General features: G+C 54.6%; 15 protein-coding genes. 5 read left to right on the forward strand and 10 right to left on the reverse strand.

The window, feature by feature from the left end:
• Positions 1-63: 63 nt before the first annotated feature.
• Positions 64-1,272, reverse strand: coding sequence for a M24 family metallopeptidase (locus tag KDM89_RS00745; RefSeq protein ID WP_212686049.1), 1,209 nt, complete (start codon positions 1,270-1,272; stop codon positions 64-66).
• 136 nt (positions 1,273-1,408) lie between these two features.
• Positions 1,409-1,969, reverse strand: a complete 561-nt coding sequence (locus KDM89_RS00750; protein WP_212686050.1) for a YceI family protein — start codon at positions 1,967-1,969, stop codon at positions 1,409-1,411.
• Positions 1,970-2,102: 133 nt separating this feature from the next.
• Between KDM89_RS00750 and KDM89_RS00755 the strand changes: the two genes are divergently transcribed.
• Positions 2,103-3,011, forward strand: a complete 909-nt coding sequence (locus KDM89_RS00755; protein WP_212686051.1) for a collagenase — start codon at positions 2,103-2,105, stop codon at positions 3,009-3,011.
• Positions 3,012-3,669: 658 nt separating this feature from the next.
• A complete protein-coding gene (locus KDM89_RS00760; RefSeq protein WP_212686052.1) occupies positions 3,670-5,379 on the forward strand; it encodes a sensor domain-containing diguanylate cyclase in 1,710 nt (569 codons plus the stop codon).
• A gap of 322 nt (positions 5,380-5,701) precedes the next feature.
• Here KDM89_RS00760 and KDM89_RS00765 read toward each other — a convergent pair whose 3' ends face one another.
• On the reverse strand, positions 5,702-7,249 hold the full coding sequence (locus tag KDM89_RS00765) for a sensor domain-containing diguanylate cyclase (RefSeq protein WP_212686053.1): 1,548 nt from the start codon (positions 7,247-7,249) through the stop codon (positions 5,702-5,704).
• A gap of 218 nt (positions 7,250-7,467) precedes the next feature.
• On the opposite strand from KDM89_RS00765, the gene KDM89_RS00770 reads away from it, so the two are divergent.
• Positions 7,468-8,550, forward strand: coding sequence for a GGDEF domain-containing protein (locus tag KDM89_RS00770; RefSeq protein ID WP_329604612.1), 1,083 nt, complete (start codon positions 7,468-7,470; stop codon positions 8,548-8,550).
• Positions 8,551-8,619: 69 nt separating this feature from the next.
• Here KDM89_RS00770 and KDM89_RS00775 read toward each other — a convergent pair whose 3' ends face one another.
• Both KDM89_RS00775 and yedA read right to left on the reverse strand, forming a co-directional pair.
• Positions 8,620-8,796, reverse strand: a complete 177-nt coding sequence (locus KDM89_RS00775; RefSeq protein WP_212686054.1) for a hypothetical protein — start codon at positions 8,794-8,796, stop codon at positions 8,620-8,622.
• Positions 8,797-8,852: 56 nt separating this feature from the next.
• Positions 8,853-9,725: a drug/metabolite exporter YedA gene (yedA, locus tag KDM89_RS00780; RefSeq protein ID WP_212686055.1), complete on the reverse strand. Its 873-nt coding sequence runs from the start codon at positions 9,723-9,725 to the stop codon at positions 8,853-8,855.
• A 140-nt stretch (positions 9,726-9,865) separates the two neighbouring features.
• On the opposite strand from yedA, the gene KDM89_RS00785 reads away from it, so the two are divergent.
• Together KDM89_RS00785 and KDM89_RS00790 are read left to right on the forward strand one after the other, a co-directional pair.
• The gene (locus KDM89_RS00785) at positions 9,866-10,312 is read left to right on the forward strand and encodes an Lrp/AsnC family transcriptional regulator (protein ID WP_212686056.1); all 447 of its coding nucleotides are present in this window, start codon (positions 9,866-9,868) and stop codon (positions 10,310-10,312) included.
• 2 nt (positions 10,313-10,314) lie between these two features.
• Positions 10,315-11,247 (forward strand): LysR substrate-binding domain-containing protein, encoded by a 933-nt coding sequence (locus tag KDM89_RS00790; protein ID WP_212686057.1) that lies wholly within the window; start codon positions 10,315-10,317, stop codon positions 11,245-11,247.
• Between the two features lie 27 nt (positions 11,248-11,274).
• Here the strand turns inward: KDM89_RS00790 and KDM89_RS00795 are convergent, their stop codons facing one another.
• The 5 genes from KDM89_RS00795 to KDM89_RS00815 all read right to left on the reverse strand — a co-directional run bounded on the left by KDM89_RS00795 (position 11,275) and on the right by KDM89_RS00815 (position 17,321).
• Complete coding sequence (locus KDM89_RS00795) at positions 11,275-11,832, reverse strand: class I SAM-dependent methyltransferase (RefSeq protein ID WP_212686058.1); 558 nt, start codon at positions 11,830-11,832, stop codon at positions 11,275-11,277.
• On the reverse strand, positions 11,829-12,986 hold the full coding sequence (locus KDM89_RS00800; RefSeq protein ID WP_212686059.1) for a trans-sulfuration enzyme family protein: 1,158 nt from the start codon (positions 12,984-12,986) through the stop codon (positions 11,829-11,831). The genes KDM89_RS00795 and KDM89_RS00800 overlap by 4 nt, the downstream gene beginning before the upstream one ends.
• Positions 12,987-12,995: 9 nt before the next feature.
• A complete protein-coding gene (locus KDM89_RS00805; RefSeq protein WP_212686060.1) occupies positions 12,996-14,363 on the reverse strand; it encodes a pyridoxal-phosphate dependent enzyme in 1,368 nt (455 codons plus the stop codon).
• Positions 14,364-15,173: 810 nt separating this feature from the next.
• Positions 15,174-16,172: a glucokinase gene (locus tag KDM89_RS00810; protein ID WP_212686061.1), complete on the reverse strand. Its 999-nt coding sequence runs from the start codon at positions 16,170-16,172 to the stop codon at positions 15,174-15,176.
• Between the two features lie 12 nt (positions 16,173-16,184).
• On the reverse strand, positions 16,185-17,321 hold the full coding sequence (locus KDM89_RS00815; RefSeq protein ID WP_212686062.1) for an ABC transporter ATP-binding protein: 1,137 nt from the start codon (positions 17,319-17,321) through the stop codon (positions 16,185-16,187).
• Positions 17,322-17,365 lie beyond the last annotated feature (44 nt).

The raw sequence follows: 17,365 nt of genomic DNA on the forward strand, positions 1-17,365 counted from the left end.
GCCGGCTTTGTTCAGGCGAAAATGCAAAAACCGGCGAATGCCGGTTCTGACGGGTATGCAGTATTAAGCGCCGAAAGGTAAATCGATTGATGCACTTTGTGCGGTGAACCACTTCGGTCCCTGTTCCGTCATGTAGAAATGATCTTCCAGACGGACACCGAATTCACCCTCGATACAAATCATCGGCTCATTGCTGAAACACATGCCTGCAGCCAGCGGGCGGGTATTGCCGCGCACCAGATAGGTCCACTCATGAATATCCAGACCGATGCCGTGACCGGTACGGTGCGGCAGGCCGGGCAGACGGTAGTCCGGGCCGAAACCGGCTGCTTCCAGCACACGGCGTGCTGCAGCATCCACCTGTTCGCAAGGCACACCGATTTGTGCGGTTTCAAATGCAATGGCTTGCGCTTCTTTTTCCAGATTCCAGATCTCGCGCTGACGTGCAGTCGGATTGCCAAACACATAGCTGCGGGTAATGTCGGAATGGTACTGACCGACTTTGCAACCGGTGTCGATGAGCACATTGTCACCTTCGCGCAAATACTGAGCACCATCCGGGCCGTGTGGCATCGCTGTCATTTCGCCGAAACTGACGATACAGAAAGTGGACGGGCTGGCACCGTAAGCACGGTGTGCGCGGTCGATAAATTCCGCCACTTCAAACGAAGAAATTCCTTCGCGCAAAATGCGTGCGGCACGGCGCTGTACATCGAGGGTGATATTTTTGGCTTTCTGCATCAGCGCCAGTTCGGCGGCGGATTTGTGCATACGGCATTCAGCAGTAATGCACATGCCATTGATCAGCGGCTGATCCGGGATTGCCTGACGTAAAGCATCGAACACAAAAAACTGTGCAGCTTCGTCAAGTGCCAGCGGACCACGGGTGCAACCCAGATCCTGCAGCCAGCCTTTGACGGTCAGTGCCGGATTGACTTCTTCATCCCACAAGCGGATTTCAGCTTTATCGCCCAGGGTTTCGCGTAATTTGGATTCTTCAAAGGTCGGTGTGACAAACACCACGCGCGCTTCCGGTGTGATGATGGCGGCGGTTAAACGCTCACTGGCATACCAGCGCAAACCGGTGAAGTAATACAGGCTGGTACCGGCTGGCAGGATCAGTGCGGCCACGCCTTGTTCACGCATCAGGCGCGCTGCTTTTGCTACCCGTGCTGCGAATTCGGAAGGCTGAATCAGAATGACATCCGACATATCAGCGCGGATGCCGGCCAGTTCCTGTTCTGCGGTCGAGCCGCCAATTTGCAATGTCATGCTTATCCCTTTTTCAGACGTCTTGAGAGGGTCTGAGCATAGGCCTGATGCTGTGTTATGTCTTGTGATTTTTCTTTTTCAAAATGCGTAAATCTGCATAGTTGCAACGGGGGAAAATCACCGCGCCGCACAATTTTCATTCACGAATTGCTTCGATATCGAAACTCAGCGCCATTTCATCGCTGACGAAGGGAGCATAGCGTCCCATGCCGAAACCACTGCGTTTAATGGTCGTTTCTCCGTTCGCACCGCATGCCTGACGCAGGTACAGCAGCATCCAGCGGCAATGAAAATGGGTGATTTTCAAGCTGACCGGTTTTTCTGTATCGCGTATGCGCAGCACGCCATCCACCTGCTTCAGTTGCTCGCCGTCAAACTGCATCGCCGTGCTGCGAAACAGAATCTGCGGGTAACGCTCGGCATCAAAAAATGCAGAAGACAACAGCGTTTTGTCGAACAAAGCAGTGCCGGTGCGGACTGAGCTGACCTCAATCTGTAATTCCACCGTACCGCGTTGCGCTGCGGTGTCCAGTTCCAGCCATCCGCTGTGTTTTTCAAATTTCCCCTGCTGTTGCGACAAACCCCAGTGCAGATAAGAAAAGCGCGTGGCGGTGTGTTCCGGATCAATCCGGTAACGGTCAGCCGCCAGACTGCTGTTGCACAGCAATAGCAACATGCATACCGGAAAGAATTTCATACCTAGCCCCGTCAGTGTGGTCAGCGATGTGCGCTGCAAAACATCATGGGCGATATTTTTATACCGGTAAATACGCATTTCAGATATATTAAAAAAATATGTGTAGTGACTATTTAACCCATCAGGAGTCTTTATGAAGTCAACATTCTGGCTGTTACTCGGTTTCAGCAGCCTCACCGCCATGGCGCATGCAGCCGGTACACCGGTCGTCAAAGATGCTTCGTTACCGCCAGCCAAGAAAGTTTTGTCGCACGTGTATCCTTGCAGCAAAACACTGGTACTGCGCTCACAAGCGCTGGCGCGTGAACAGGAAAAAGAAGCCTGCGCGATGCTGGGCAAAGTTGAACAGCGTTTTCACAGCCTGTTCAATACTCAGGGCAAACCGGTCGCGCATGACAATAACACCAGTCTGCGTATGAACATTTATGCAGGACGTGATGACTTTGTGAAATACGCCGGTTCGCACTTCGATATGCCGGTCGATAACGGCGGTATGTATCTGGAAGGTTTGCCGGACGTCAAAGGCAATCAGGCGGAATTTGTCGCTTATCAGCGCAAAGATGGTTCCATCCACAATCTGAGCCATGAATTCACGCATTATCTGGATGGCCGTTTCAATATTCACGGCGATTTCTGCGCAGGCCTGCATGATTCGCATGATGCGCCGGAAAACTGCCCGAAACCGGCACCGGACACGCCTTACCTGATCTGGTGGACAGAAGGCATCGCAGAATACGTGGCGCATGGCGATAACAATGAACGCGCAGTCAAAGCAGCATCGCAAAAAACCTATTCAATGAGCCAGTTATTTGACACCGGTTATCTGAAAAACGGTGGCACAGACCGTGTCTATATCTGGGGCTATCTGGGTGCGCGCTACATGATGGAAAAACAGCGCGACAAAGTCGAGCAATTGCTGAGCTTCACACGCAAAGGCGATATGCCGCGCGCGCAGGCGCTGATGCGTCAGTGGGGCACGAGCATGGATGCCGATTTCGCAGCGTGGCTGGATGCGCTGAAACCGGCGGAAGCGGCAAAGTAAGCGCAGTCAACATCAGGATGACGACCGTTGAACCGGCTGTCATCCTTCAGCAGCGCAGCGCATCAGACGCTGCGCTGTGTTTTGGTGCATACGATTTGCGCCACCGGTCTGCGTTGCCTGAAGCGGCGCCAACGATTCAGGCCTGATCATTACGCTGATTTCCGACCGGCAATGCCCGTGTTTGCACTTGCTGCACAAGCCGGCTGTAGCAGCAGCGATTTGTGCTGTTGTGCAGCGTCATCAGTGCGTCATACCTGCTGGTCATAATCATCTCTTGTCTGTCGCTTTGCGGTGTTCTGCAGGGAAACCTTGTCACTGTGCTTTCATTCCTGTTGCATTCAGGACATATTCATCAAAAAAAGTCCCGGCTTAACGGATGGAATCCGCATGCAGCAGGGCTGACCGGTGTAAGCTTGTTACAATTTGGCAGAACACGAGAATTGCCAGAAAAGCTGAGAACTTGCCTGTAACGGATGCTAAAACCTGCTTTCAGGTTATAAGCAAATTCAAAATAACAAGAATGCCGCCGCAGCAATTTCTTATTGGTCAGTATTCCGGACGTACAGCGTCTCAGGTGTGCTTGCCGTTCGTATTAATTTCTTGTGCTGCTGCCTGATTCGGCGGCGGTGCAGGCAGAGTTTGCCGCTAATCGACATTTATGAGTCGCACTTCGTTACGCCGGGAGTTAGTCGTACCGATCACCGTACTGGTGATCAGCGTTTCTGCGGCTATTGCCTGGGTTTCCATGAAAGCCGGAACCGATGCGGTGTACACGCTGACCCAGCGCGTACTGACCGATATGGTTAACCGCATCAATTTATCCACTGAAAAACATCTGGATGGCGCACTGACTGCGCTTGAATCGGTGGCGCCGAGTCCCTCGCGGGTTCCGGCGGCCCAGTCATTCAGCACCGACATGCGCGGGCTGGAAGAAAAATTCTGGGCGGCCAGCGGCTTGTTCATGGATGTGAACAATTACGTGTACTTCGGCGGCAAAGACGGGCGCTTTGTCGGCGTGTACCGGATTTCCCGTAATGAGGTGCAATTGTTCTGGCGTGAGCCTGAATGGGATCACCGCGAAGTGTACCGCGTGGCCGGTGTCGGTGACCGTTCTGTACAAATTCGTCAGGATCAGTTTGATCCGCGCAAACGCCCGTGGTATCAGCAGGCTATGAATTCGGAAGCGCCGGTCTGGTCGAAAATTTATAACAACTTTTCTTTCCATTATCCGACGATTACGCTGGCCAAATCCGTGTACCAGAAAAATCACGAATTTGCCGGTGTCGTGGCAACCGATGTGACGCTGAAAGAATTATCCAGCTTCCTCGGTAAGCTGGAAATCAGTAAAAACAGTGTGGCGTATATCGTTGATGCCGATGGCTATATCGTCGCCACGTCCGGTAAAGAATTGCCGGAACGTGTGGTCAACGGCTTGCCGGAACGCATGCGCGCGATGGATATGAAAACCCGTCTTATCAGCGATACCTTCCGCCAGATTGGTCACCATCAGGCCAATAAAGATGCGACCTATGCACTGGAACTGGATATCGGTACGGTCGATGTCGCGGTTTCGCCGCTGGGGCAAAAGCAGGGCTTAAACTGGCAGACGATTGTGGCGGTGCCGCGTGCGGATTTCATGAGCAGCATTAATCAGGGCTTTTTCCAGAGCGTGGTGATTGCGGTTGCCTGCATTATTTTCGCGCTGACCATCGGTCTGGCGATTGTGGAACGGGTGATCCGCGATGTGCGCAAACTGACTTCAGCAGCAGAAAAATTCGGTAATGGTGAACCGATGCCGAAGCTGGACATCCGTCGTACCGATGAAATCGGGATTCTTGCGCAAACCTTCACGGAAATGGAAAATAAACTGCGTTTTGACAAACTGACGCAGGTAGCCAACCGTGAATCCCTGTTTGCCCAGATCAACCATCTGCAGCAAATGGCAGAAGAAAATCCGGATGTGGAAATCGGTTACACCCTGTTGTTTGTGGATCTGGACCGCTTCAAGCAAGTCAACGATAACTACGGTCACGATGCCGGTGACAAAGTGCTGGTGATCATTGCTGCGCGTCTGCGTGCCGCGATACGCGATACCGATGAAGTGGCGCGTTACGGCGGCGATGAATTTGTCCTGCTGATCAAAGATACCCGCCATGCGATCGATATTGATCATATGGTCGATAAAATTTCCGCGGTGGTGGAAGAGCCGATTGCGCTGGAAAATGCGGTGGTGGATGTCGGCGCGTCGATAGGCTGGGCCAGCTTCCCTGAAGACGGTGACGACTATATGCGTCTGATCAAAATCGCTGACAGCCGTATGTACAACCGCAAACGCGACCGTAAATCGCAGAAGATTCAGCTGGTGTAAGACGGACCTCACCTGCCGGTTACGATTGAAAAAGCAACGACAAAAACAGCAGCAAAGACACCGAAAAACACCAGAAAACACCGGAATAAACACTGGTAAAAACCACAAAAAAAAGCACCGTATCCTGATCAGGAACGGTGCTTTTTTGTTTCTGATGTGCCGTGCGCCGGTTGTCAGAACGGCGCAGAATGCTGCCAGCGGCCTGAAAATGCCTCAAATGCGGAGTTCAGCACAGCGATCCGGCTGTCGTCGGCAGAAAGTCCGGGCCTCCGTGATTGCTCGGTGACGATAGCTGCACAGTAACGCCGTCCGGTGAGCCGCTTCAGGTGGCGGGCGTCATGCTGCGCAGACTGGCTTCGGCGTGGTGCAGTAAGCCAGCAGCATCGTTGCCATGCATCTCACTGCAAGCGATGCCGGTGCGCCACTGACCACCATCGCCGCCAGACTCCCTAGCTGCCTGCGTTTGCATCTGTGTCTGCCATTGCCGCAGGTAAGCAGTCGCTTCCGCTGTATCGCAAGCCGGTAACAGCAAGGCGAAGCAGGCTTCCGTGACCCGCGCCGGTCGCGCGAACTGCGTTCCCAGACACTGGCTGAGTTGCCGTGCATACTGCATCAGCCATTGCTCCGCCGCTTCGCTGCCATCCTGCAGGCGGACTTGCCAGTAATGCTGCGGTTCAATCAGCGCGATGCTGAGGCGCGGCGGCCCGTCCTGTTGCTGACGGGCGCTGCGGATCGCTTCTTCCGTCATTTGCAGAAAGCGCGCACGGTTCGGCAAGCCGGTCAGCGGGTCTTGCCAGAGCTGATGCTGCAATTGCTGATGCTGTTGTTGCAGCGAGCTGCGCAGGGCATCGGCATGGGTGACGATTTCCTGCATTTCTTCCGGCATTTCCATTGCTTCCGGTGCGCCGTAACTGCCGCCGCGCAGCCGGATTAAGCGTTCGCTGATGTGCTGTATCCAGTTTTCCAGTTGTGTAATGCTGAACAAGGTCAGGATCGCAGCGGCAAATAATCCGGTCAGCGCGGCAATCAGAATGCAGCGCTGTAACAGCAGCAAAGGCCCCGTCACTGGTGCGACAGGGGTTTGCAGCAGCAAGGTATGCTGTGCTTTCGGGTCCGAAGGCAGCGCGAGTTGCCGCGTACCGAAATCCCGTCGTTCCAGCTGTAGCTGCAGCGTGGACAAATCCTGCGGCGCATCGCTGAGGATTTCCGTCAGTTGCTGTCTGCGCGCTGCCGGTAAAGTGGACTGACTGACTTGCCAGGGTTTGGTGCCAGCTTTGCGTAACAGGCTCAGATGGTTGCCGGACAGTTGCGACACTGGCTGCAGCAGTGCATCGGTTACCGGTTTTGCCAGCACGACCTTCACGCCGTCCGCCGTCACAGAAACGGATTGCGCACCCAGCATGGCGGTGCTGCCGGACAATAACCAGCCGCCGCTGGCCGCCGGTTGTGCCCGCATCCAGCCTTGCCAGTCGTTTTGCAGACCATGCGCCAGACTGTCGCTGCTGGCATACAGCAACTCTCCCTGAGCATCCACCAGCACAGCCAGCGTGGCTTGCTGCTGTGCGGCGTGGCGTATCAGGGCGGGGACAATGGTTTCTGCGCGGCGTTGCTGCACGGCTTGCCGGAACGATTCATCCGCCGCCAGCAGACTGGCGGCGTTGCTGAGTTGCAGAGTTTGTTGCTGCTCCAGATAACGAAGGCTTTGCTCTGTGCGTTGCAGACTGGCTTGCGGCACGCTGGTGGCCTGTTCACGTAACTGCCATTCCGCCAGCAGCCACAAAGGCAGGCTTAGTCCGGTCACCAGACCGCAGGTGATTGTGAGTAAGCGACGTTGCAAACGTAAAGGCATAGTGGCGGCAAATGAGGACAATAGCTGCGATTGTACCGTCGTGCCGGACCGCCTGCCTTGTTGTATTCCCGCACAATCCGCTCTTCTCTGTGCAGGATACAGATTTGCCGGAGCTGATCGCGGCACGGAAATGCAGGCGGTCTGATAAATGGTCAGGAGTTCTCAGACTCTTTGATTTTAAATAACAAGTTCGTAGCTGAATAATTATCTAATATCCCACTCAGCGCCGTTTGCAAACGGTGTTCGCCCAACGCTTTCCGGATTACATCATTCAGCACGTTATGGAATCGATTATTCAGTATCTGGTGGAAATGACCGCGCACCGCGATCATGAATTGCTGAACATGTCAGTGGCATCCTCATTGCGTGCGATCACGGCGGCGGAAGCAGTCCGTATCTGGGAATGCAACAGCGGCCATCACGGCGTATTGCTGCGCGAACGGGTCATGATCGGTTCCGACGGCGCTTGCGTCGCACCGGAAGGCCACGCGGCACGCTGGCGCGCTGTGACGGATTTTCAGGATCTGTACAAAGGACTGGAGGCCGGTTTGCAAGTCATCACCGGTAAAGATCCGCCGTGTTGTCTGTGGTTGCCGGTCTCCGTCAAAGGGCGTGTGCATACCTGCTTCGAACTGCATTTATGCACGCCGCTGCCGGCAGCATCGCTGGATGTGATCCGTGGCATTCTGTTGATTTATCAGAATTATCAAAGCTTACTGAATGACAGTGAGCACGATACGCTGACCGGTTTGCTGAACCGGAAAACCTTTGACGACCATTTCACCAAAGTCTTGCGTGCAGACTGGAGCGACCCTGGTTACTCATTGCAGCAACCGCAAGCCTGCCAGCGCCGCAATGCGCCCGATGCGCCGTTGCACGACTGGCTGGCGATTATTGATATCGACCATTTCAAGCAAGTGAATGACCATTACGGGCATTTATACGGCGATGAAGTGCTGATTCTGATTGCGAACTTACTGCGCACTTCTTTCCGTCCCGATGACCGCCTGTTCCGCTTCGGCGGCGAAGAATTTGTGGTGTTGCTGCGTCAGGTCAGCAGCGACGATGCACACCGGATTTTTGAACGTTTCCGCAGCAATGTGGAGATGCAGCATTTTCCGCAGGTCGGGCGCGTCACCGTCAGCACCGGTTACGCCCACATCGATTTGCAGGAAGCGCCGGTGGCGATCATGGGACGTGCCGATCAGGCCCTGTATCACGCCAAAACCAGTGGCCGTAACTGTGTCTGCAATTACGATCAGTTGCTGCGCCGTGGTCAGGTACAGCACGAATCCGCCAACGATACCGCTGAATTTTTCTGATCTTTAGCGCTTGCCGTACCAGCAGCCGCGCAGGCCGGAAAAGCCCGTTTTTTGCCTCAAATGCGGTGTTCAGCACAGCGATCCGGCGGTCGTCGGCAGAAAGTCCGGCTCTCCGGAAATGCCGGATGACGATCGCTGCACAATCACAATCGCAGCCACAATCAAAATCACGTTGCCAGATACAAGGTAGAAAACAAAAGCCACCCGCAGGTGGCTCAGTTGGCTGTTGTGGCTTTGCTGATGCAAACCGATTTTCAGCTGATTTCAGCTCAGTTCGGCGCAGACCGTCTGTTGCATGACCGTCATGCGGCAGGCTTGCGGGCGGTGGTCAGTAAAATCACGCTGCCCAGAATGATGGCCATCGCGATACCGGCTTTCGAGGATAAAGTTTCGCCGCCGAAGCTTACGCCCAGCGCTACCGCAATCACCGGATTCACATACGCATAACTGGCGGCCAGTCCCGCCGGTACTTTGGATAACAGATACATATACGCGCTGAACGCCAGCAGCGAACCGGCGACCACCAGATACACCCAGGCGCTGACTGCCTGCCAGGTGACCGGGCCGGTCATGCTCTCACCGCGAATCAGACTGGCGATCACCAGAAACACACCACCGGCCAGCATTTCGCTGGCAAAGCCCATGCCGCCTTTCGCCATTTTCAGTTTCTTTTGCGACAGCACCGAACCCACGTCCCAGCACAGAATCGCTGCCAGCAATAAGATCAGCCCGACCGGTTCGGCTGCGAACGTGCTGTCCGACGCCAGCAACACCGCACCGGCAAAGCCCGCCAGAATGCCTGCCCATTCCTGACGGCGTGGCCAGTCACCGAACAGGCCGGACAGGCTGGATAAAATCATCGGCGAACAAGCAATAAACACTGCCGTCAGACCGGAAGATACATATTGCTCCGCGCAGGCCGTCAGACCCGTACCGCCACTCAGCATCAGCACGCCGATGATGCCGCCGTCGCGCCACTCGCGCAGCGTCGGATTCGGTGCGCCGCGCCATTTCATCCACGCATACAACAAACCACCGGCCACCACAAAGCGGGTGCCTATCATCATCAGCGGCGGAAACGAGGTCAGCGCGACCTGAATACCAAAATAGGTAGAGCCCCAGACGATATAGACCGTCAGCAGGGCGAGCACAACATTGCGGGGTAAATGACGCATAAATGGCAGGTAGTATCAGCAGGTGAAAAAGTGCAACAGAATACGGATAGTGTACGTAAGTAAAATGCCGTTTTGAATGGATAGATCACGGTATTTCAGGTACATTTCTTTGAAAGAAAATGAAAAAAGGCAGGTTTACCATGAAAATCGAAGTTGACGTGATGGATGCCCGTATCCTCGATATTTTGCAGGAAGATGCCCGTGTCAGCCTCGCCGAAATCGGACGCCGCATTCACCTGAGCCAGCCCGCCGTGGCAGAACGCATACGCCGCCTTGAAGGCGCTGGCGTCATCACCGGCTATCATGCGCGCGTGAATCCGGAAGCGCTGGGCTATGGCATCACCGCGTTTGTGCGCATCGCCACCCGTTCCAGCGACGTGCCGGTGCTGCAGATCGTCGATCAGATGCCGGAAGTGATTGAATGCCATGCGATCACCGGCGAGGATTGCGTGATCGTGAAAGTGATTGCGACCAGCGTGCGTGAACTGGAACGTGTGATTGCCGGACTGGCACGCTGCGGTGTCACATCGACTTCGCTGATCTTATCGTCATCGGTGGAACGCCGCGCTGTGCGGCCTGCGGGATAAGTATGGAAATCCGCCAGCTGCGTTATTTTGTCGCGATTGTGGATCACGGCTCACTGTCACGGGCAGCGCGCGTGCTGCACATTGTGCAACCGGCACTGACGCAGCAAATTCAGTCGCTGGAAGAAGAACTCGGGACGCAATTACTGCACCGTTCCGCACAAGGTATGCAGGCGACTGAAGCCGGTAAGATTTTTTACGAGCATGCTCAGGCTATCCTGAAGCAAATCAGCGATGCGCGCAGCGCCGTCACCCAGATTACTGATTCGCCGAGCGGCACGGTCGAGCTTGGTATTCCGCAGAGTGTGTCGGCAGCGCTGGCGTTTCCGTTACTGAAAGCAGTACGCGAAAGCTACCCGGATATTACGTTTCAGCTGACCGAAGAACTGACCGGTAATCTGACCGAGCAGTTACGTTCCGGTCGTCTGAATCTGGCGATTCTGTTTGACGACGGCCAGTTATCCGGCTTTCACACCCAGCCGCTGGTGGAAGAAGACATGATGTATGTCACACGCGCCGGTTCGCAATTTGCCTGCAAGCGGAAATCGATCAGGCTGGACCAGCTTGTACGCGCACCGCTGATTCTGCCCAGCCTGCAGCATGGTGTGCGTCCGCGTATCGAACAGGTATTGCGTGAGCAGGGAAAATCGACGGAGCAAGTCATCGAAATCACGTCGATTGCGATTCTGAAGTCGGCGCTGCTGGCGGATATGGGCGCAACCATCTTACCGGTGTCGCCGTTGCTGCCGGAAATTCTGCGCGGTGAAATGGTGGCAGTGCCGGTCAGCGATGCAAAACTGAGTCGCACAGTCAGTTTGTGTTCTTCTAAAAATATTCCGTTAACAAACGCCGCCCGTGCGGTGGCAAAGCGGGTACAGGAAGTGACGCGGCAACTGGTCAGCAGCGGCGACTGGCCGGATGTGAAACTGCTGACCTGATTTAGGGCGGTGCATCTGTAAGGAATATCAGACTCTGCACAATTGCCAGACGGTTGCCGGTGGCAGATTACGCCAGACCCGGCATTGTGCCTGCCAGCGCAAGGGTACACCGGAAGACAGCGGAAACGGTGGTAAGCGTCCGTAACTGAACTGCACCACGCTGCCGCCACGCATCACCAGATCCTGATACGCTTTCGCCACCCGTCGTGCCTGTCGTAAGGGCAGGGATTTGAACGGCAGCGAAGAGACTACCAGCATCTGATCTGCACATTGCATCGCATGCGTCAGTACCTGCTCTGCACGCTGCTCCAGTACCGTCAGTTGCGGAAAACGCTGACGTAACACACTGGCCAGCGGCGGTGAACACTCGACCACCTGCAAGCGTTCACGTCCGAAACGTGCGACCAGTGCGCGCGTCAGTGCGCCGCTGCCTGCACCGATTTCCAGCAGACTGCCTCCGCGGTCACTGGCAGCGGCGACCTGCGCCATCGCATGCGCCAGATGACGGGAAGAGGGCAGTACCGCACCGACTTCTGCCGGTGCGCGCAATAAAGCCTGAATAAACGGCAGCATGCAGGTACTCATCCCGCTTGCAGCGTTTTCAGCGCCTGTGCCAGATCGCGGATCAGATCGGCCGGATGTTCAATCCCCACAGACAAGCGCAGCAAATCCGGGCCGATGCCTTTTTCCCGTCGCAATGCTTCCGGAATGGCAGCATGGGTCATGGACCACGGATGGTTAATCAGACTTTCAACGCCGCCCAGACTTTCTGCCAGCGTGAATACCTGTAAGGCTTGGGTGAAGCGCTTCACGCCTTCAGCATCAGTGCGCAAACGTACAGACAACACGCCGCCGCTGCCATCCGGCAGATATTTTTTCGCCAGTGCATGCTGAGGATGGGAAGGATGGCCCGGATAAATTACATTTTCAATTTCCGGCTGTTCTGCCAGCCAGCCCGCGATATGCAGCGCGCTTTCACTGTGACGCTGCATGCGCAGACCCAGTGTGCGCAGGCCGCGCAATGCCAGAAAGCTGTCGAACGGCGATAACACAGCACCGACCGCATTTTGCAGCCAGCGCAGTTTGTCACCGAGCGCCGCATCTTTAACGATCAGTGCGCCGCCGATCACATCGGAGTGACCATTCAGATATTTGGTCAGCGAGTGCAGCACAATGTCCGCACCCCATTCAAACGGACGCAACAGCGCCGGTGTCGAGAAGGTTGCGTCCACCAGTGTCAGCGCGCCGTTTTCACGGGCAATACGGGCGATCTCTGCAATGTCCGGCAGTTTCAGTAAAGGATTGGTCGGTATTTCCAGCCAGACCAGACGGGTTGCCGGTGTGATGGCTTGTTTAATCGCATCCAGATCATCCGGTGCGGCATAGCGCACATTCAGATTACTGCTGCGTTTTTTAACCTGCTCAAACAAGCGCCAGGCACCACCATATAAATCGTCAATGGCGACCACTTCGCTGCCGGCTTCCAGTAATTCCAGTACTGTCGTCATCGCACCGAGACCGGACGCAAATGCCAGTCCGGTATGGCCGCCTTCCAGTTCTGCCAGTGCTTTTTCTAAAGCTGCACGACTAGGATTGCCACTGCGGCCATATTCGTAGCCGGTGTGTTCGCCCGGTGCAGGCTGGACAAACGTGGAGCTCAGATAAATCGGTGGCATCACAGCACCGGTGGCGTCCGGTGTATAGCCAGCATGAACAAACAGGGTATCGCGGTGTTGCATGATTTCTCCTCAGTTCTGGCGTTGCCAGTAATTCAGTACGTCAGTTTGGGTAATCAGACCCAGAAAACGGCCGTTTTGGACGACCGGAGCGGTTTTGTCTTTGCGGAACAGGCTGAGCAGATCTTCCAGCGAATCATCCGGTGCCAGCGTCAGCAAATCGGTCGTCATGACGCTGCGTACAGGTTGTGCGAACTGTGCGTGGCTGACCCGTACTGCGTTCAGTACGTCCCACTCATCAATCACGCCGACCAGTGTGTCTTTACCTTCGATCACCGGTAACTGCGAAATATCGTGTCTGCGCATTTTGCGATACACATCGGCCAGTGATTCGGATGGACGCGCCGTGATGGTTTCACCATCGGCATGAGAGCGCATAATCAGGTCACGCAAATCGTGATGACGAACCCGAGGGCGCAAACCCTGATCGGTCAACCAGTTATCATTAAACTGTTTAGAAAGATATTTATTTCCGCTGTCGCAAATAAAGGTCACGACGCGCTTTGGTGTTTTCTGCGCACGGCAGAAACGCAGTGCAGCAGCTACTAGCGTGCCGCTGGACGAGCCGGCGAGTATGCCTTCCTGTTCCAGCAAGGCGCGTGCGGTGTGGATACTTTCTTCATCACTGATGCTGTAAGCTTCACGTACCGATGAAAAGTCTGCCATCGGTGGAATGAAATCTTCACCGATACCTTCCACGCGCCAGCTGCCGGCTTTACCGAAGCGTCCGGTTTGAATGTAATCTGCCAGAATAGAGCCTTGCGGATCGGCCAGCACAAAGCCGACTTCCGGAGCAGTCGCTGCAAAATATCGGCTGAGGCCGGTCAGTGTGCCGCAGGAACCGACACCGGTGACAATCGCATCCAGCCGCTGTTCCATTTGCTCCCAGATTTCCGGGCCTGTGGTTTCCACATGGGCCTGCGGATTGGCTGGATTGCTGAACTGATCAATATAGAAAGCGCCGGGTGTTTCATCGGCCAGCCGCTTTGCCAGATCCTGATAGTAGGCCGGATCGCCTTTTTCCACGTCCGAGCGGGTCAGAATCACTTCTGCACCCATGGCTTTCAGTTGCTGGATTTTTTCGGTACTCATTTTGTCCGGCACCACCAGTTGCAGGCGATAGCCTTTACGTACCGCAACCAGCGCCAGACCCAGACCGGTATTACCGGCAGTGGCTTCAATAATCGTGCCGCCCGGTTGCAGCTGGCCGGATGCTTCAGCAGCCTCAATCATCGCCAGCGCGATACGGTCTTTGATGGAGCCGCCGGGATTCTGGCTTTCCAGTTTGACATACAGTTCGCACGGCCCGGTATCAATACGGGTCAGACGGACGAGCGGGGTGTTTCCGATCAGACGGAGAACGGGATCATGTACAGACATAGTAATTAAAGTAAAAAATTCAGAAAACGCTGCGACGTCAGATAGCATTGAACCGGCTGAATATTCAGCAGTATCAGTTTCCGGCGGGCAGGGGAAGAGTGAGTATCAGTGACAGCGTCAACACGACGCGCACATACACATGAAGCAGGATGCTTCACGCTGAGCAAGCTGGCAGCAGATCAGGAAGGCTGATGTGTCGGTTCGCATGGATGATTTCAGACTCAGGGTAACAGCCGGTTAAAAAAGAAATTTAGAACTCATTTCATCAATAGCCACGAGTGCGAACGCGGGGTGTCGGGATGCAGTGCGCGGCGCCGTTGCGCAGCACAGGCTGGTGCCTGTGCAAGCGACGCAACAAAGCAATGCGCCCGGCACCTCCGTTCCCGGAGGGTTTGCCTCATAGCGCACGCTGGACAGCGTTGGACGCGTTGTGAATAGCACCGCTATTCACTGCCTTGTCCGCCTTGCCAGCCCGCGCTATGAGACAAACGCATCTCGCGGGTATTGATGAAATGAGTTCTAATCATCACTAAGATTGAATTTTTAATATACTAATTAAGGACTGGTATGGTGAGAACGAATAAAAATGAGGATCATCATGCAAATTCCGATTAAGACTGTCAGGGGTAGCCGGATATGACGGGAATCTGAGGTAGAAAGCCGGAAACATGCGCAATTACCGTTTCCGGACTTTTCCGGTGTCAGAAATTTTTTTTGAAGTTTCTGTGCACAGAGGGGAGAGCGTTACCGGAAAGCAGCTTCCGGTAACGTCTGAGTTGAGTTGCTTTTGAATACGGACGGATTCCGAAATTAATGCGCAGATTGCTGGCGGTGTAGTGCGGATAAGCCGATCAATGCCGGATAGGCTTCGGTAATGACATACACTGGTATTGCTGCGAGGTAATCCTGAAAGCGGCCTTTGTCTTCAAAACGGGCGCGGAAGCCGGAGTGCTGAAAGAAGTCACCAAGCCGTGGCACGATCCCGCCGCCTATATAAATGCCTTTGCGAGCGCCCAGTGTCAGCGCCAGATTGGCTGCAATGGTTCCCAGCATCTCGCAAAAAGTAGAAAGTACTTCGGTGCAGATTGCACATTCTCCCTGCAATCCGCGTAATAAAATCGCTGGCGGTTCCAGTGGTGTAACGGACTTTTTCTGCAGTTCAGCCAGTGCGCGGTACATCAGAGATAAGCCGGGGCCGGATAGCAAACGTTCTGCGGATACATGCGGAAATTCGCTCCAGACAACATCAAGGATCGCCGCTTCCTTTGCATTGCCTGGTGTAAAGCTCGCATGTCCGCCTTCACTGTGTAAAGGCAACCAGCGTTCGCCGCAGGGAATCAGGCCAGAGACACCGAGTCCGGTACCTGCGCCAAGTAAACCAATTGCGCTGTCAGCCAGTGGCTGATGGCCACCCACCTGAAAATACTGATGGGCTTGCAAGTGCGGTAATGAAAGTGCCAGCGCCGTAAAGTCATTCACAACATGCAAACGTTCCAGCCCGAAATGTGCGCGGACAGCACTGACCGAAAATTCCCAGTGGTGATTGGTCATACGGATCTGATCACCATGAACAGGATTGGCAATCGCAATGCCGGCATGCCGCACTTCCTGCGCACCGGCAGCAAGGCTGGCTTCATCCTGCAGATAGTGCTGCATTGCTGCTTCCAGACTGGCGTAGGCGGCGCAGGGCAGAACTTTCACAGCACTTAACTGGCCGGGCGCAGTTTCAATCGCAAAACGGGCATTGGTGCCGCCAATATCCGCCAGCAGCAAAGGACAGGCGGGAGAAATAGCGTAGGAATCGGACATCTGATGCTCCGTTTATTGCAGACTTTGTTCCGATGCCGGATCGAAGAATACAGATTTGGATAAGTCGAAAGCGAGCCGCATAGGCTGACCGGGTCTGGCGGCGGCACGCGGATGGGTCCGGCAAGTCAGGCGGGTTGCATTGAAGCTGGAAAATACCAGCGTATCCGGCCCGGTTGGTTCGGTCAGGTCAACGATGCAATCCACTTCGGTAGGGTGATGCGCATCACTGTGTTCAGCCCGTCTTGCGCTGGCAGCATCGGTAACATGTTCCGGTCGTATGCCGAGCACGACTTCACCGTTTGCCGGTGCAAGACGGCGAATCGCATCAGCCTGTGCAGCGGGTATCGGCAATAAAGTGGTGCTGTTCTGATGCTCAAGCACAAATTGCAATTGCTGTTGTTCCTGACGTACTTTGCCACGGATAAAATTCATCGAGGGCGAACCGATAAAGCCAGCAACAAACATATTGGCCGGACGATCATAAATTTCCTGCGGGCTGCCGAATTGTTGTACCACGCCGTCGCGCATCACCGCGATTTTGTCGCCCAGCGTCATCGCTTCCACCTGATCATGGGTGACGTACACAGTGGTGGTTTTCAGGCGCTGGTGCATGAGTTTGATTTCCGCGCGCATTTCCACACGCAGTTTCGCATCCAGATTCGATAAGGGTTCGTCAAATAAGAATAAGGACGGGTTGCGTGCAATCGCGCGTCCCATCGCAACCCGTTGACGCTGTCCACCGGACAAGTGCGCAGGCTTACGATCCAGTAAATGACTGATTTGCAGTGTTTCCGCTACGCGGTCAACAATCTTTTTTTGCTCTGCCACTGCAACGCGGCGTATTCCGAGTCCGAAGCAAATATTTTCGCGTACGGTCATGGTCGGATATAAAGCATACGATTGAAACACCATTGCAATATCACGCGACTTCGGTGGCACATCATTGACACAGCGATCACCGATATAAATACCACCTTCAGATACGTTTTCCAGACCAGCGATCATATTCAGTAAAGTGGATTTTCCGCAGCCGGAACCGCCAACCAGAATCAGGAACTGGCCATCTTCAATATGAAGGTTCACACCTTTTAAAATCTCGGCACCATTCGGGTACACCTTACGCACATCGCGTATCAATAAGCTCGCCATTTATTCAGTCTCCTTCTGTTATTTCTTTATGTTGAATCTCCGCG

Source organism: Cognatundibacterium luofuense, assembly GCF_018139685.1.
Lineage (GTDB): Bacteria > Pseudomonadota > Gammaproteobacteria > Burkholderiales > Burkholderiaceae_D > Undibacterium > Undibacterium luofuense.

Excerpts from the sequence above, each read along its gene's own strand:
- KDM89_RS00745 (WP_212686049.1), bottom strand. The coding sequence starts at position 1,272 with ATGACATTGCAAATTGGCGGCTCGACCGCAGAACAGGAACTGGCCGGC.
- KDM89_RS00750 (WP_212686050.1), bottom strand. The coding sequence starts at position 1,969 with ATGAAATTCTTTCCGGTATGCATGTTGCTATTGCTGTGCAACAGCAGT.
- KDM89_RS00755 (WP_212686051.1), top strand. The coding sequence starts at position 2,103 with ATGAAGTCAACATTCTGGCTGTTACTCGGTTTCAGCAGCCTCACCGCC.
- KDM89_RS00760 (WP_212686052.1), top strand. The coding sequence starts at position 3,670 with ATGAGTCGCACTTCGTTACGCCGGGAGTTAGTCGTACCGATCACCGTA.
- yedA (WP_212686055.1), bottom strand. The coding sequence starts at position 9,725 with ATGCGTCATTTACCCCGCAATGTTGTGCTCGCCCTGCTGACGGTCTAT.
- KDM89_RS00785 (WP_212686056.1), top strand. The coding sequence starts at position 9,866 with ATGAAAATCGAAGTTGACGTGATGGATGCCCGTATCCTCGATATTTTG.
- KDM89_RS00790 (WP_212686057.1), top strand. The coding sequence starts at position 10,315 with ATGGAAATCCGCCAGCTGCGTTATTTTGTCGCGATTGTGGATCACGGC.
- KDM89_RS00795 (WP_212686058.1), bottom strand. The coding sequence starts at position 11,832 with ATGAGTACCTGCATGCTGCCGTTTATTCAGGCTTTATTGCGCGCACCG.
- KDM89_RS00800 (WP_212686059.1), bottom strand. The coding sequence starts at position 12,986 with ATGCAACACCGCGATACCCTGTTTGTTCATGCTGGCTATACACCGGAC.
- KDM89_RS00805 (WP_212686060.1), bottom strand. The coding sequence starts at position 14,363 with ATGTCTGTACATGATCCCGTTCTCCGTCTGATCGGAAACACCCCGCTC.
- KDM89_RS00810 (WP_212686061.1), bottom strand. The coding sequence starts at position 16,172 with ATGTCCGATTCCTACGCTATTTCTCCCGCCTGTCCTTTGCTGCTGGCG.
- KDM89_RS00815 (WP_212686062.1), bottom strand. The coding sequence starts at position 17,321 with ATGGCGAGCTTATTGATACGCGATGTGCGTAAGGTGTACCCGAATGGT.